15 protein-coding genes are annotated in these 13,821 nt (G+C 62.7%); 8 read left to right on the top strand and 7 right to left on the bottom strand.

What is annotated here, in order from left to right; genetic code table 11:
* Nucleotides 1–161: 161 nt before the first annotated feature.
* Entirely contained in the window at nucleotides 162–1,034 is an 873-nt protein-coding gene (locus QM659_RS07195; RefSeq protein ID WP_415187896.1) for a thermonuclease family protein, read from the top strand.
* A 111-nt stretch (nucleotides 1,035–1,145) separates the two neighbouring features.
* Here QM659_RS07195 and QM659_RS07200 read toward each other — a convergent pair whose 3' ends face one another.
* From QM659_RS07200 to rpmF, 3 genes are all read right to left on the bottom strand, one after another.
* Complete coding sequence (locus tag QM659_RS07200; protein WP_127075423.1) at nucleotides 1,146–1,712, bottom strand: CarD family transcriptional regulator; 567 nt, start codon at nucleotides 1,710–1,712, stop codon at nucleotides 1,146–1,148.
* A gap of 336 nt (nucleotides 1,713–2,048) precedes the next feature.
* Nucleotides 2,049–3,116 carry an NrtR DNA-binding winged helix domain-containing protein gene (locus QM659_RS07205; RefSeq protein WP_127076319.1) on the bottom strand — a complete coding sequence of 356 codons (1,068 nt, stop codon included), beginning with the start codon at nucleotides 3,114–3,116 and terminating at the stop codon, nucleotides 2,049–2,051.
* A gap of 283 nt (nucleotides 3,117–3,399) precedes the next feature.
* A complete protein-coding gene (rpmF, locus tag QM659_RS07210; RefSeq protein WP_013418306.1) occupies nucleotides 3,400–3,585 on the bottom strand; it encodes a 50S ribosomal protein L32 in 186 nt (61 codons plus the stop codon).
* 529 nt (nucleotides 3,586–4,114) lie between these two features.
* Here rpmF and QM659_RS07215 point away from each other — a divergent pair.
* Entirely contained in the window at nucleotides 4,115–4,741 is a 627-nt protein-coding gene (locus tag QM659_RS07215; RefSeq protein WP_127075421.1) for an acetate uptake transporter family protein, read from the top strand.
* An 86-nt stretch (nucleotides 4,742–4,827) separates the two neighbouring features.
* Here the strand turns inward: QM659_RS07215 and QM659_RS07220 are convergent, their stop codons facing one another.
* The 4 genes from QM659_RS07220 to QM659_RS07235 all read right to left on the bottom strand — a co-directional run bounded on the left by QM659_RS07220 (nucleotide 4,828) and on the right by QM659_RS07235 (nucleotide 7,878).
* Complete coding sequence (locus tag QM659_RS07220) at nucleotides 4,828–5,799, bottom strand: tetratricopeptide repeat protein (protein ID WP_415187897.1); 972 nt, start codon at nucleotides 5,797–5,799, stop codon at nucleotides 4,828–4,830.
* Between the two features lie 88 nt (nucleotides 5,800–5,887).
* Nucleotides 5,888–6,466 carry a thiamine phosphate synthase gene (locus QM659_RS07225; RefSeq protein ID WP_415187898.1) on the bottom strand — a complete coding sequence of 193 codons (579 nt, stop codon included), beginning with the start codon at nucleotides 6,464–6,466 and terminating at the stop codon, nucleotides 5,888–5,890.
* A 183-nt stretch (nucleotides 6,467–6,649) separates the two neighbouring features.
* Nucleotides 6,650–7,657 (bottom strand): type I glyceraldehyde-3-phosphate dehydrogenase, encoded by a 1,008-nt coding sequence (gene gap / locus QM659_RS07230; protein ID WP_127075415.1) that lies wholly within the window; start codon nucleotides 7,655–7,657, stop codon nucleotides 6,650–6,652.
* The gene (locus tag QM659_RS07235) at nucleotides 7,654–7,878 is read right to left on the bottom strand and encodes a hypothetical protein (protein WP_415187899.1); all 225 of its coding nucleotides are present in this window, start codon (nucleotides 7,876–7,878) and stop codon (nucleotides 7,654–7,656) included. The genes gap and QM659_RS07235 overlap by 4 nt, the downstream gene beginning before the upstream one ends.
* 126 nt (nucleotides 7,879–8,004) lie before the next feature.
* Here QM659_RS07235 and QM659_RS07240 point away from each other — a divergent pair, with 126 nt between their 5' ends.
* From QM659_RS07240 to pyk, 6 genes are all read left to right on the top strand, one after another.
* Nucleotides 8,005–8,568: a hypothetical protein gene (locus tag QM659_RS07240; protein ID WP_415187900.1), complete on the top strand. Its 564-nt coding sequence runs from the start codon at nucleotides 8,005–8,007 to the stop codon at nucleotides 8,566–8,568.
* Nucleotides 8,569–8,780: 212 nt separating this feature from the next.
* Complete coding sequence (locus QM659_RS07245) at nucleotides 8,781–9,305, top strand: DUF1499 domain-containing protein (protein ID WP_415187901.1); 525 nt, start codon at nucleotides 8,781–8,783, stop codon at nucleotides 9,303–9,305.
* A gap of 101 nt (nucleotides 9,306–9,406) precedes the next feature.
* Nucleotides 9,407–10,276, top strand: coding sequence for a carboxylating nicotinate-nucleotide diphosphorylase (gene nadC / locus QM659_RS07250; RefSeq protein ID WP_415187902.1), 870 nt, complete (start codon nucleotides 9,407–9,409; stop codon nucleotides 10,274–10,276).
* A gap of 177 nt (nucleotides 10,277–10,453) precedes the next feature.
* On the top strand, nucleotides 10,454–11,758 hold the full coding sequence (locus QM659_RS07255) for a glycerate kinase (RefSeq protein WP_303487210.1): 1,305 nt from the start codon (nucleotides 10,454–10,456) through the stop codon (nucleotides 11,756–11,758).
* Nucleotides 11,759–11,838: 80 nt separating this feature from the next.
* Nucleotides 11,839–12,342, top strand: a complete 504-nt coding sequence (locus tag QM659_RS07260) for a DUF1036 domain-containing protein (RefSeq protein WP_415187903.1) — start codon at nucleotides 11,839–11,841, stop codon at nucleotides 12,340–12,342.
* Nucleotides 12,339–13,772 (top strand): pyruvate kinase, encoded by a 1,434-nt coding sequence (gene pyk / locus QM659_RS07265; protein ID WP_303487213.1) that lies wholly within the window; start codon nucleotides 12,339–12,341, stop codon nucleotides 13,770–13,772. The genes QM659_RS07260 and pyk overlap by 4 nt, the downstream gene beginning before the upstream one ends.
* Nucleotides 13,773–13,821: the final 49 nt, after the last annotated feature.

Raw genomic sequence — 13,821 nt, forward strand, 5'->3', positions numbered from 1 at the left:
AAATTCAGATGACCTTTTACTTCCGCCGCGCGTGGGCGAACATCGTTGATCGGTATCGCGCCGGACGCGGATGCCGGACCCGTTCACGCGGCGAAAACCGGTGGGAAACCCCGTCGGTCTCACCCCGATCGATGGCGCGCAGCTTGCGGCATGAGTCGAGTGTGTTCGCCGGGCCTGGCGCGACGAGCGCCGCGATCCCCTCGCGTCTCGCAGGCCGCTTCCACAAGGCGGCGGCCGTCTGCCTGCTGGCCGCGCTGGTTGGCGCCTCGCCGTCGCATGGGCAGTCGCGGAGAGCCAATACCCCCGGCTGTGACCTTAGAAGCGCAGGCGAAAGCGCGGTTGCCGCCGTCATCGGGCCTCAGACGCTGCGCCTCGCTGATGGCCGCACGATCCGCCTCGCCGAAATCATCGCTATCCCCGCCTTGCCGCAACATGCTGGAGACCCGGGGCTCGATGCTGTCTCCTTCCTCAGGAGCACGCTCGGAAAAAAGGTTGAGGTGAAAATTGGCGGCGCGGAGCGTGATCGCTACGGCATAACCACCGCGCATCTCCTCGTCGTGGACGATCCCACGCTCTGGCTGCAGGAAGGACTCGTATCCGCCGGGCTGGCGCTCGCCGCGCCGCAACCCGACAACAGGGCCTGCTTCGAGGCGCTTCGGGCTGCCGAGACAGCCGCCAAATCCGCCGGACGCGGGAATTGGGGGACGGCCGTTTTCAAGGTTCTGCCCGCATCCGACCCGCGTCTCATCGCCAATCTTGTCCAGACTTATCAGATCGTGGAGGGCGAGGCGAAAGCCATCGCCCGAAGCGGCGCGCGTGTCACGCTGACATTCGGCGAGGATGCCGGTTTCGGCTTTCGTGTCTATGCGGAGGGAGGCGCGGCGAAGCGTTTGAGCGGCGACGGAGCCGCGCTGGCCGGAAAGACCGTGCGCATCCGCGGCTGGGTGGAGCGCAAGGCCGGACCGTCGATCACGGTCGTTTTGCCCGAGCAATTGGAAGTCGTGAGCGGGGCGGAAGGAACCAAACATCCCTGACCCGGAACGCGCCGGCCGGGATGTTTCGTGTCATGGCGGAGAAAGAGCCTATGTCGCGGCATCGCGGCTCCGAGCGAAAGAGCGCGCGACGCTGCGAAAACGCGAAGCCGATCAGGCGGCTTCCTTCTTGTCTTCTTCGTCGTCGACGTCCTGCTTGCGAAGACGTCCGCCCTTGGTCAGCGCTTCGGCGACACGCTGGATGGCGATGGACTCGTCGACATCCTGCGCGGCCGCGATTTCGCGGGCCATGCGGTCGAGAGCCGCTTCGTAAAGCTGGCGTTCGGAATAGGACTGCTCGGGCTGAGCATCGGAGCGGTAAAGGTCACGCACCACTTCGGCGATGGTGATGAGGTCGCCGGAATTGATCTTCGCTTCGTATTCCTGCGCGCGGCGGCTCCACATCGTGCGCTTCACGCGCGCACGGCCACGAAGGGTCTCCATGGCGCGGGCGAGCACGGCCGCATCGGAGAGCTTGCGCATGCCGGCGCTCTGCGTCTTGGACGTCGGGACGCGAAGCGTCATCTTGTCCTTTTCAAAGTTGATAACGAAGAGTTCGAGCTTGCAACCCGCGATTTCCTGATCTTCTATTGCAACGATACGCCCTACGCCGTGCGTCGGATAAACCACGTATTCGTTGGTTTTGAAACCGAAGCATTGATCCTTATTATTATCAGGCATACTCGCTCTCACTTTTCTTTGTCTTGGTTAGAGGGTTCTCATCCACTTGCCGCCGCCTCGCGCCTCGCATGACCAGAAACAAATAAGCCACCCAGCCCTCTTTAGAGCCGACTTGAAGCCATGCTTTAATCGTGATCCTTTGCGGGCTGCTCGATACTCGTCCGCTGTTCGGGTCGTTGCCGAGGCCGATCAGACTCAATCGCCGCAGTGAGTCTTCTCTACCGACAGGGAAATATTATCAAAATGCGCCGATTTTAGGAAGCATTCAAAGAGCTTAATCGCTCTCTTTCTGGGGATTTCTCCTCTTTCCTCCGAGTAGTGTTAACAGGGCAACGGTCAAGCCGTCGAATTTGTTCTTGCAATGTTCTGCACGCGAACCCTGAAGCCGGGTGCAGGCCGCTCAAGAAGCACACTTTTCCGGAAGCGGTAAAGTCGCGCCGGGCGACCGCCTGTTCTCGACGCCTGCTGACCCGTCAGTTCGACGAGCCCCGCGTTTTCGACAAGCCGACGGAAGTTCTGCTTGTGCAGATAGCTACCGAGGATGGCTTCGACAACCCGCTGAAGATCAAGCAAGGTAAACGTCTCCGACATCAACTCGAAGATCACGGGCCGATATTTGAGTTTGCCGCGCAGCCGGCTCATGGCCGTCGCAAGGATGCGCCGGTGATCGAACATCATGGGCCGCCCGAGTTGGGGCAGGTCCGACCATGCGCGCGCCGCCTCGCGGCCGTCGCGGGCCGCTTCCGCGATCAGCCCCGCCTCATAAAGCAGTTCGTAGCGATCGAGCACCTTTTCGTCGTCCCATGGCACCGACTGACCGAAGCACATGCGAAAGCGGTCCCTTCGCGCCAGCGGCCGCCTCGGCGTTCCGGCGCTTTCGCGACGATGGGCCCATTCCTCAAGCCTCGGCTCGATCTCCTGCGTGAGGATCTGCGGCTTGCCATTGCGCCAGTCTTCCCATGGCAGATGCCGATACCATGCGTTCCAGTGAGCGCCGCCGCCGGCTGGCGCCTCCTCATTGCGGGTCAGCGCGAGGTAGCCGATCGATACGACATGCATGCCTTCGTCGCCGGGACGCGCGTGGCGACCGCGGTCGCCGAAGGTATAAAGCTGTTCGACATAGCCGAGATCGACGCCGGTCTGATCCTTCACCCAATCGCGCAGGCCGATTTCGAGCGTGCGGTGCTTGAGCGGCGTGAAGAGCCCGAACGGCAGAGCGGGCGGCGAGTCGCCATTGGTCGCGCCGCCGGTCGATACGGTAAGGATCTGGGGCTCGCCGCAAATCATCGAAACGATAGCCGCATTCAGTCCGATCTCGACCGCAGCCGTTTCTTCCCCGGACGCGGCGACCGGCTGGCCGTCCTGCGCTGTGTTTTCCCGTATGAGAAGATCCTCGGGCGTCATCGCAACCAATGGAATACCAGATCGGGCTTCACTACGCCATGCCATCGGCTCGCGAATCATGAGCGCGATTCCGATGCAGGGCGCCACGGCGGCGTGCGGCCAGACGCGGCACGACGCTTTGACTCTTGGCTGTCGATCAGCATCTCCGCGTAAATCGCGTCGATTTAATGCATGCCGATCTGAAAACGCCAAAGGCGCCGCGCGTGATGACGGCGCGGCGCATAAGAGCAAGAGCACCGATCCAGGAGGCGATGAGCCCGAGCGAGGCTTTCGGCCGGATCGGCTAGATGTCTTCGCGCGGCTCCAGAATCTGGCGACCGCGATATTTGCCCGACTTCAGATCGATGTGGTGCGGACGGCGCAGTTCACCCGACTCCTTGTCCTCGACATAGGTCGGGGCGGCAAGCGCGTCGGCCGAACGGCGGAAACCGCGCTTCATGGGCGAGACTTTTCTCTTGGGGACTGCCATCGTCGTTCTCCGGATAGAAATGCGACAAGCCCCGTCCTTCGACCGCATGGGCCGAAGAAGCGAAGCCTATCGAGAGTTAATCGTCGTCAGATATACATGCCCTTTCGACGCTTGGCTAGCCCGCTTGGCAAAAAGAGCGATGTTTTCAGGGGCGTTTCAATTGGCGCATGCACCCCGTTCCGCGCGCCGGCGCTCGCGTCTCGGGCGGCGTTTCGACGCGCCGGTTCGAGGCAGCAGGGTCGCGCTTCATGCATCCCCTTGTTTCTGCATCGGTCGCCCAGGCGACACCCCGGGATGCAGAACTTTAGTCGAGTGGCGCGAGCCCGCGCCCTGGACTAGGCACCGGCAGCATAACATTCTCGAAACGATGGACATATAGCGAGAGTCATTCCTCGCGAAGTGACGACAGACAGAACGGCATCCTTCGATCGTGAATAGGGCGGATACGAATCGAGGAGGCGTGCCTCAGCGGCGAGGGAAACCGCTGTCGCTGAACACATGTCAGGTCGACATTCGATAGAGGAATTCAATGGACCAGCGAGTAGACTCGAAATTTGAGAATTTTCAACTCACCACCTCCCCTTGGGCTAATCCGACACCCGCGGGTCTGGTCGGCCTGGCCGTAGCCTGTTTCTGCTTTTTCGCCCTGTTGAGCGGCCATGTCACAAAGGAAGCCATGCCGTTGCTGGGCCTGTGGCTGTTGGGCGGTTTCATCATCCAGTTCACCGTCGCGATCCTGGACTACAAGTCGAACAATTCGACCGGCGGAAACACATTCCTGTTCTTTGCGGCCTTCTTCATGTTCGTCGGCGGCGTCGAGATGCTGATGAAGTACGACATGATCGTGCGGCAGGTGCCCTTCGACGCGCGAATCGATGGATGGGCGTGGGTTGTCCTCACCCTCGTTCTCTGGCTGTGGACACCCGCCTTCCTCAAGAACACGGCGTTGCTTTTTGCCATTGTGGCGCTGCTCGACGTGGCCCTGCCCTTCGTGGCGTTGATGGATCTCGGCCTGATCGGGAAGTCCAACGCCTACATCCCCGCCTGGGCCTTGCTTGGCGCCGGCATCGTCGGGATTTATCTCAGCGGCGCTCTGGTGGTGAACACGGCTTTCGGCAGGCAGGTCTTGCCGTTGCCGGGGCCGCTCGTTGAATAACAGAATGCTCGTCGCCTCGTCGCGACGGCCTCCCTATGACAGAGCGCCGGGCAACCGTCCGGCGCTTTCGCTTCTAGGCGATCCTGTCATCGGACGGCGGCGGCGGTCTCCTCGCGCCACGCTTGCGCCTCGCCTTCCGCCTTCTTGCGCTCGTCGGGTTTCAGCGACATTACGAACAGGTCCATCCTGAAATCGCTCTGCCCGGCTGCCCGCGCCAGCAGATGCCACTTCGACGCGGCGATTCGGTCCTTCTCGATGCCGAATCCGGCGGAATAGGCGCGCGCGAGGCGATTTTGCGCGATAGGGTTGCCGCGCTCGGCCGCAACCCTCAACAGCTTCACCGCACCCGCCTCGTCCTTCGGCACGCCTTTGCCATTTCCGAGCATGATTGCGTATTCGACCTGCGCTTCGAGGTTCCCCAGTTCGGCCGCCTTCGCCATCAACTGAGCTGCCTTTGCCTCGTCCTTCGCGACGCCGTCCCCATGGCGAAGGAGCGTCGCGAGGTCGTATGCTGCCTGCGCGTGGTCCTTTTCCGCGGCAACGGCGAGCCAGTATGCGGCCCGCCCCATGTCCTGCGGCCGCGCGAAGCCCTCCACATAAACCTGCGCGAGATTATAGGCAGCGACAGTGTGGCCCTGCTGCGCGGCGGCCTCGAAAAAGTCCGCCGCCTTTCGGCGATCCTTCTTGAGCCCTCGCCCCTCCGCCAGCATCAACCCCAGACGGAACTGCGCGTGCATGTCTCCCGCGACCGCGCCCTTGGTGAACCATTCGGCCGCCTTCTTCAGATCCTGATGGACGCCAAGGCCTTGCTCGTAAAGCTCGCCGATGAGCGTGTTCGCCTGCGGTTCGCCACGTTGTGCCGCCGCACTCGCGAGCCGATAAGCCTCCTCATAATTCCCGGCCTCGAAAGCCGCATAAGCCGGATCGCCGGGGTCCGATGGCGCTTCGCTCGTCGACCAGCCGCCTTTGGATGCAGACTGCGCTTTTGGAGCGGCGTTGCAGTCGGCCGAAAAGGCTCCGGTAAGGAGAGCCGTAAAGACGAAGGCAAGAACTCGCATGCTTTTCACAGAAGCAAAACCCCGAAGACATCGCCTGCGCGATGGATTGCCCGTCAGGCCGAACCGGGAGGCAAGTCCGCACCGGAGGCTAGGTCTGGCTTTGCAAGCCGAACTCTGTTGCGAAAATAAGGCTTTCGCCCGCTGTCTCCGTTTCTTCGACAAGAAGAAAGTCGGGCCGTGCATCGAGGACGCGAGCGCGATCGGGTTTCTTCGCTCCGACGACGAGCGCGACGGGTATTTCCGCGACCTCATCCCACCAGGCCGAGACATCGACGGCGGCGTCAAGATCGGTGGCGGCGTCGAAGGCGAGGAAATCGACGCCAGCTTCCGCCGCTTCCATCGCCGCGTGACGGCTCACCCCGCACCCCGCGCCTAGGATCGCCTCGGCGCCGAGCGCCTTTCTTGCGCCGGCAAAATCCGCCGCTTCCGATGACGGGAACCAGACGCCGCTGGCTCCGGCACGCGCAGCTTCACGGACCTCGCCCGCGACGAGCACGGCGAGTTCGAGCGGTGCCGCCGCCTTTACCAGCGCTGCGTTCTCTCGCGACGGGTGAATGATCAGAGCAGCGGGACGGAAACTTGCCACGAGTTCCGAAAGGCGCGCCGCCCACTCCGTTTCCAGAGCGGGCGGGATGGCAACGATAAGCCCGCAAGGCTTTTCGTTCATGGTGTCATCGCTTTCTCCAGAGCCCGTTCCGATCCGACTGTCTCGCAATCGGATCGGCAAGAGGGTCTCTTCCTGAAGTTCAGAGGCGGATCTTCCTTTGATGGGATCAAAGGCGCGCTCCGTCTCTCTGCCTTGGCGAGCGTCGTTCTGGAAAACCGCTTAGCGCGCTTTTCCGTACGGACTCTAAAGCAGCTTGCCGATGGCGACGGCCGTGTCGACCATGCGGTTGGAGAAGCCCCACTCGTTGTCGTACCACGACAGCACGCGCACGAGCTTGTTGTTCACGATCTGCGTCTGCGTCAGATCGAAGGTGGACGAGTTCGGGTTGTGGTTGAAGTCGACGGAAACGAGTTCCTCGCTCGTCACGCCGAGCACGCCCTTCAGTTCCTCTTGCGAGGCGCGTTCGATGGCGTGGTTGATTTCCTCGACGCTCGTCTCACGACCGGGGATGAAGACGAGGTCGACGCACGACACGTTCGGCGTCGGCACGCGCACCGAAGTGCCGTCGAGCTTTCCCGCCAGTTCCGGCAGCACGAGACCGATCGCCTTCGCGGCGCCCGTCGTGGTCGGGATGATCGAGAGAGCGGCGGCACGGGCGCGGCGCAAATCCTTGTGGGGCAGGTCGAGAATGCGCTGGTCGTTCGTGTAGGCGTGGATGGTCGTCATGTAGCCCTGGTTGAGGCCGCACAGATCGTTGATGACCTTGACCACCGGCGCGAGACAGTTCGTGGTGCAAGACGCATTCGAGATGATCTCGTGCTTGGGCTCAAGCTGCTTGTGGTTGACGCCGTAGACGACCGTGAGATCCGCGCCTTTCGACGGCGCCGAGACGAGCACCTTCTTGGCGCCCGAACGAAGATGGATCGCCGCCTTGTCGCGGTCGGAGAACACGCCCGTGCATTCCATCACGAGATCGACGCCGAGGTCGCCCCACGCAAGCTTCGACGGATCGCGCTCGGCCAGAACCTTGATCGGGCCGTAGCCGACGTCGATGCCGTCGCCGGTAACGTTAACCTCGCCCGGAAACTTGCCGTGAACGGAGTCATATTTAAGCAGATGCGCGTTCGTCTTCACGTCGGTCAGATCGTTGATCGCGACGATCTGGACGTCCTGACGCTTGTATTCGGAAATGGCCCTGAGAACGTTTCGACCGATACGGCCAAAGCCGTTGATAGCTACCCTGACAGTCATTGTGTGTTTTTTCCGCTGGAAACGAGATTCGCAATCTTTTGCATCTGTTGCGCGCGCGCAACCTTGATCGCTAAAGCCGGGGAACGCAAGAGGCAAACGATTTTGCCCTCCGTTAAAGATTTTTTCTTGCGCGGAAACAGAGCAATCATCCGCGATGCGTCGCCCACGATCACTATCGGATGCGCTTTCTTGAATAATCGCGCAAAAGTTGCAATGAGCAAATTGATTTCCTCCAATTACTGCTGACCTAAAAGGCCAGAAAAAGCTGACGTTAACCAATCGCTGCTATGAAAAAAGCAGAAAAAAATGTGCGCGTTGACCCGTTAACCTTCCTTTAAGGAAACGTCATGCCCAGCCAATACCTCAATTACATGCTCGGGGCCTTGAGCTTCGGGCTGTTCGTCGCTTTTGTCGCCAGCACAGCCGAGAAGCATGACCTTCTTCAGGCCAATCTCGCAATGTCGAGCCAGCTCATCGAGGCGAAGGACAAGGCGAATACGCTCCGCGACAAGTACGCTGTCGAGGTCCGCGCCCGCGAATTCGCCGAAGCGGCCCGCGATATAGCCGAGGCCGCCGAGAAAGACGCGCGCGGCGAAGTCGGGATGCTCAAGGCGAAGCTCGACGAGGCGAACGCGGCGAAGGAAACGGCGGAATTCGCGCTTATCGGCACCCAGGAACTTGTGTCGGACCTGCTGGGTCGGCCGGCTGTCGCGTCGGCACGTCTGGCGCCTCCCGCCGCACTCGATGCCACGAAGGCCACCCCCGATTCGCCCCCGCAGGCGACGCCGCTGCCGTCGGCTGAAACGGCCAAGCCTTCCGAGGCGTCGCTGCCCGGCGGCGTGCTTCTCATTATCGGCGCGCTTGGCGCGCTGGGGTTTGGCCTGACGCGCTTCGGACGTTTTGTTCGCTGAGGCGAGGGACAAACGGCTTCGTCACCCTTTTCGACAAGGGCGGGGAGCCTTCGGGCTCCTTCCTTATTTGACGGCTTCCTTATTTGACGGCCTATTTTTTGCCGCCCCCCCCTGGTCCGAACCGCAAGCGCTCCGTCGGCGCTTGCCTTCCCGGGCGCGCGGTCTACCATCTCCAACGCCTGTATCCCTGCGTCCGCGTCATCGGAGAGACTATGAGAGCAAGATCCGTCGTCGCCGTCGCCCTGGCCGCGGTGCCCATCGCCATTATCGCCGTATTCCTGATCGCGGGTCCGGAGCGGATCTGGTCGCTCGCCGGTCCTGCCGACCAGGGGCCGGTGGATTTCGAAACGCTGAGCCGCCGCGATACACCGAATGACTCGCTCGCCTGCCCGCCCGGCGCATGCAAAGCGCGCAGCGATATCAGGCCGCCGGTCTTCGCGGTCGGCGCGCACGAATTGAGGAAGGCTTTCGCGAGGGCTGTCGCTTCCGAGCCGAACCTCGAACTCGTCGATGTCGACGAAGGCAAGCTCAGCGCGCGATATGTGCAGCGCTCCCCCTTCTGGCGTTTTCCCGACACCATCGAAGTGCGCTTCGTCGATGTGGAGGATGGCCGATCGACGATTGTGATCTACAGCCGCTCGCTCCTTGGCCGGGGCGACTGGGGCGTGAACAAGGCGCGAATTCAGCGCTGGCTCGACAAGCTGGCAAAGGTCGCGCCCGTGGTGCAGATCGCTTGAGCCTCATAAAGCCGCGCTTCCGCCCGAAGAGACGTTTGCACCCCGGGCGTTCCTTGTTAATGTCCGCGTTCATCTCCAGACGATACGAGCTTGGCAAAGACATGACGGGACACGCCCCCTCGAACCTTCAATTTCCCCACCATCTCGTCGCGTCTCTCATCGAGGAAGCGCTTGCGGAAGATCTCGGCCTCGCTGGCGACATCACGACCAACGCCATCATTGAGGCGGACCACATCTCGGAGGCCGTCCTCGCTCTTCGCGAAGACGGGTGCATCGCGGGCCTTCCGCTCGCCGAAGCGGCATTCCGCGCGATCGATCCCGGCATTGTCTTCGAAGCGGAGCTTCGCGATGGCGAAAGCGCCCATGCCGGAAGCGCCATCGCCCGCGTGTCGGGCAGCACGCGCGCCATCCTCTCCGCCGAACGCGTGGCGCTGAACCTCGTGCAGCATCTCTCCGGCGTCGCCACAGCAACGCGCCACTTCGTGGAAGCCGTTCACGGCACGCATGCCCGCATCGTCTGCACCCGGAAGACGACGCCCGGCCTTCGCGCCTTCGAGAAATACGCCGTGCGCGCCGGCGGCGGACACAATCACCGCTTCGGCCTCTTCGACGCAGTCCTCATCAAGGACAACCACATCGCGGCGGCGGGTAGCGTTTCGGCGGCGATCGAACGCGCACGGACAGCCAACGGCCACATGGTGAAGATCGAGGTGGAGGTCGACACGCTGACGCAACTCGAAGAAGCCCTTCAGCATGATGTCGACGCGGTCCTCCTCGACAACATGGCCGTGCCGGAACTCAAGAACGCGGTCGCTCGCGCCAAAGCCGCGAAGCCGGGCATCCTGTGCGAGGCGTCCGGAGGCGTGCGGCTCGTTACCGTGCGCGCCATCGCCGAGACGGGCGTGGACATGATTTCCGTCGGCGCCCTGACGCATTCGGTGAAGGCGCTGGATATCGGCCTCGACTTCTAAAAAAGGGAAGCGAAAACAGGGAATTGAATCGCGCGAGCGTATCCAGATGCAAACGCAAGCCATGCAATATATGCATGGCACCCCGCTACTTTCGGCGAGAGACTTAAAGCCAATTGGACCGTCGCGGTCGAAGCAGTAACGTGCGCTGGTCGACCATCAACACCACTGATTTGCGACGTGTCATACAACGCCAGACGCTTTCTTCACACGCTCTTTGAAACGGCTGTCGCAGTGGCGCAGCCGGGCCGTTGTCTGCCGCATCATTTTCCTGAATGCCCGACCGACGGCAAGATCGTCATCATCGCCTGCGGCAAGGCGGCGGCTGGTATGGCGCGTATCGCTGAAGACCACTTTTCGCGGATCTGTCCGTCGCATGCCCTGACAGGCGTTGCCATCACCCGGCATGGCGAGAAGTCCGAACCCTTGAAAAAGCTGAAGCTGATCGAGGCGGCCCACCCGATCCCGGACGAGAGCAGCGTCTTCGCCGCCGCAGAGGCGATCAAGGCCGCGCATTCGGCGAAGGCGGGCGACCTCATCCTCACCCTGATTTCGGGCGGCGCCTCGGCGCTCCTCGTCGCGCCCGCCGGCAAGATCACGCTGGCCGAGAAGCAGGACTTGACCCGCACGCTTCTCAAATGCGGGGCGCGCATCCATGAAATCAACTGCGTCAGGAAGCATATTTCGCGCATCAAGGGCGGACGCCTCGCCGCCTGCGCCTCGCCTTCGGCGATCCTCGTCACGCTCGCCATATCGGATGTGCCGGGCGACGAGCCGCAGACCATCGCTTCGGGCCTCACATGCCCCGACACAACGACGCTCGCCGATGCGCGGCGCATTCTGGCGAAATACGGCATCGCGGCGCCGCGTTCGGTCGTCGAAGCGCTCAACGATCCCGTGAACGAAACACCGAAGCCGGGGCACGCGATCTTCGCCAATGCGCGTTACGAACTCGTCGCCACCGGCCGCGATTCGCTTCAGGCGGCGGGCGAAGTGGCGCGCGGCCAAGGCTTCGAGGTGATCATGCTGGGCGACTCGCTCGAAGGCGAGGCCCGCGACGTGGCCGAGATGCACGCACGTCTGGCCCGGCGCTGCCTTTCGGACGGGCGGCGCGTCGTGATCCTCTCGGGCGGCGAACTCACCGTGACCGTGCGCGGCAACGGCAGGGGCGGCCCCAACCAGGAATATGCGCTCGCCCTCGCCGCCGCCCTCAACGGCGAGCAAGGCATAGCCGCGTTCGCGGGCGACACCGACGGCATCGACGGCGGCACCGGCGATTGCGCGAACGATCCCGCGGGCGCGATCGTCGATCCCGGCACCGCGAGGCGCGCGGCGGCGCTCAATCTCCTTCCAGCCACATTTCTCGCCAATAACGACGCTACCGGCTTTTTCCGGCTCACAAACGATCTCGTTGTCTGCGGCCCCACGGGAACAAATGTGAATGACTTCCGGGCTATTGTTGTCGACAGCTCAATCAGAGATTAGTGTGAGCCAGCGACTCACGTGATTCCTGGAACACACGGATGATCTTGCAACGGCTTCCCATATCGTCAAGGCTGGCTCGCATGACGGCCTTGGCGGGCGCTTTTTGCATCGGGCTGGCCCTGCCGGCTCCGGCGAATGCCGAACTCAAGCTTTGCAACAGCACGTCCAGCCGCATCGGCGTCGCCATCGGCTACAAGGACAAGGACGGCTGGGTCAGCGAAGGCTGGTGGAACGTCGACAGTCAGTCTTGCGCCCTTCTCATCCAGGACAGGCTCCGCGCGCGCTTCTATTATGTCTACGCCTTCGACTACGACAAGGGTGGCGAGTGGGGCGGCGCCATCGCCATGTGCACCAACGACGTCGAATTCACCATCAAGGGCATCGATAATTGTGACGGGCGCGGCTTCAAGAAAAGCGGGTTCTTTGAAGTCGACACGCAGGAGCAGACGGACTGGACGGTAAAGCTCACCGATCAATCCGAAACGGCGCCTGCCGCGCCGATGGATACGAGCGGCGTGCCGCCCGCCGCCGATGCTCCCGCGCAAGCCGCAGCAGCCACCGCGCCGGGAACACGCCGCCGATGAAAAGAAAACGCCGCGTCAAGATCATAGCCACCCTTGGACCGTCGACCAGCACACCGGAGCAACTCGAACGGCTTGTCGTGGCCGGCGCGGATGTCTTTCGGATCAACATGAGCCACTCCGGCCATGACGACATGCGCGCCTACGTCGCCGCGCTGCGTGAACTCGAAAAGAAATACGGCCCCATCGCGATTCTCGCCGACCTTCAGGGACCGAAGCTTCGCATCAGTTCCATCGCGGAAGGCAGCATCCAGCTCGAACGCGGTCAGACCATCATCTTCGATGCGAATCACACGCCGGGTACCGTGGATCGCGTGGGCCTTCTGCACCCCGAAATCTACGCGGCGGCCGAGCCGGGCCATACCCTTCTCATCGACGACGGCAAGCTTCACATGCGCGTTCTCGAAGCGCGCCCGGGGCGCATCGTCGCCGAAGCGATCACCGCCGGCGTGCTGTCGAGCCGCAAGGGCGTGAACCTGCCCGACGCCATCCTGCCGCTCGCATCGATGACGCCCAAGGACCGCAAGGATTGCGAAGCGGCTCTCGAAGCGGGCGTGGACTGGATCGCCATTTCCTTCGTTCAGCGTGTCCATGACGTGCGCGACGTGCGCGCCATCGTGGGTGATCGCGCAGCCATCATGGCGAAGATCGAGCGCCGCTCCGCCATCGCCGAAATCGACGACATCCTGCGCGAGAGCGACGGCGTGATGGTCGCACGCGGCGACCTCGGGGTGGAGATGCCGCTTGAACAGGTGCCGGGACTTCAGAAGCAGCTCTTGCGCGCGGGGCGCGATCTCGGCAAGCCGGTCGTCGTCGCAACGCAGATGCTCGAAAGCATGACGTCGTCTCCCGTCCCCACGCGCGCCGAGGTTTCCGACGTCGCGACCGCCGTTTTCGAAGGCGCTGACGCCGTGATGCTGTCCGCTGAATCCGCGACCGGCGCCTACCCGGTCGAGGCCGTGGCCACCATGGACCGCGTTGCGCGCGAAGTGGAAAAGGATGTGAATTACGAAAGCATCCTGCATTTTCGCGGGACCCCGTCCGACAAGACCGCCGCCGACGCCATCAGCGCGGCCGCTGCGTCCATTGCGGAGACGCTGAAGCTGAAGGCGATTTTCTGTTACACCGCGACGGGCAAGACAGGCCTTCGCGTCGCACGGCAGCGACCGGCCCAGCCGATCGTTGTGCTAACGCCCGTGATCGAAACCGCGCGGAGGCTCAACCTCGTCTGGGGGCTGCACTGCGTGCAGACGTCAGACCCCGCAAACACGGGCGAGATGGTGCGCGGTGCCGAGGAAGTTGCGCGCGGATCCGGCTATGCCGACGACGGCGACCGCGTCATCGTCTGCGCGGGCGTGCCGTTCAAGCGGCCCGGCAGCACGAACATGCTTCGCATCTTCACCATCGGCGAAGACAGCGGCAGACCGCACTGAAAAAGTGCGGCACCTGCATGCCCGCCGCCGGTCAGACAGCGGGCATCGC

It is taken from the genome of Rhodomicrobium sp. (assembly GCF_047605405.1).
Classification (GTDB): domain Bacteria; phylum Pseudomonadota; class Alphaproteobacteria; order Rhizobiales; family Rhodomicrobiaceae; genus Rhodomicrobium; species Rhodomicrobium lacus.

Coding starts and splice junctions, on each gene's coding strand:
- QM659_RS07215 (WP_127075421.1), top strand. CDS start 4,115: ATGGACCAGCGAGTAGACTCGAAATTTGAGAATTTTCAACTCACCACC.
- QM659_RS07260 (WP_415187903.1), top strand. CDS start 11,839: ATGACGGCCTTGGCGGGCGCTTTTTGCATCGGGCTGGCCCTGCCGGCT.
- QM659_RS07240 (WP_415187900.1), top strand. CDS start 8,005: ATGCCCAGCCAATACCTCAATTACATGCTCGGGGCCTTGAGCTTCGGG.
- QM659_RS07245 (WP_415187901.1), top strand. CDS start 8,781: ATGAGAGCAAGATCCGTCGTCGCCGTCGCCCTGGCCGCGGTGCCCATC.
- QM659_RS07200 (WP_127075423.1), bottom strand. CDS start 1,712: ATGCCTGATAATAATAAGGATCAATGCTTCGGTTTCAAAACCAACGAA.
- QM659_RS07225 (WP_415187898.1), bottom strand. CDS start 6,466: ATGAACGAAAAGCCTTGCGGGCTTATCGTTGCCATCCCGCCCGCTCTG.
- gap (WP_127075415.1), bottom strand. CDS start 7,657: ATGACTGTCAGGGTAGCTATCAACGGCTTTGGCCGTATCGGTCGAAAC.
- QM659_RS07205 (WP_127076319.1), bottom strand. CDS start 3,116: ATGACGCCCGAGGATCTTCTCATACGGGAAAACACAGCGCAGGACGGC.
- pyk (WP_303487213.1), top strand. CDS start 12,339: ATGAAAAGAAAACGCCGCGTCAAGATCATAGCCACCCTTGGACCGTCG.
- QM659_RS07220 (WP_415187897.1), bottom strand. CDS start 5,799: ATGCGAGTTCTTGCCTTCGTCTTTACGGCTCTCCTTACCGGAGCCTTT.
- nadC (WP_415187902.1), top strand. CDS start 9,407: ATGACGGGACACGCCCCCTCGAACCTTCAATTTCCCCACCATCTCGTC.
- rpmF (WP_013418306.1), bottom strand. CDS start 3,585: ATGGCAGTCCCCAAGAGAAAAGTCTCGCCCATGAAGCGCGGTTTCCGC.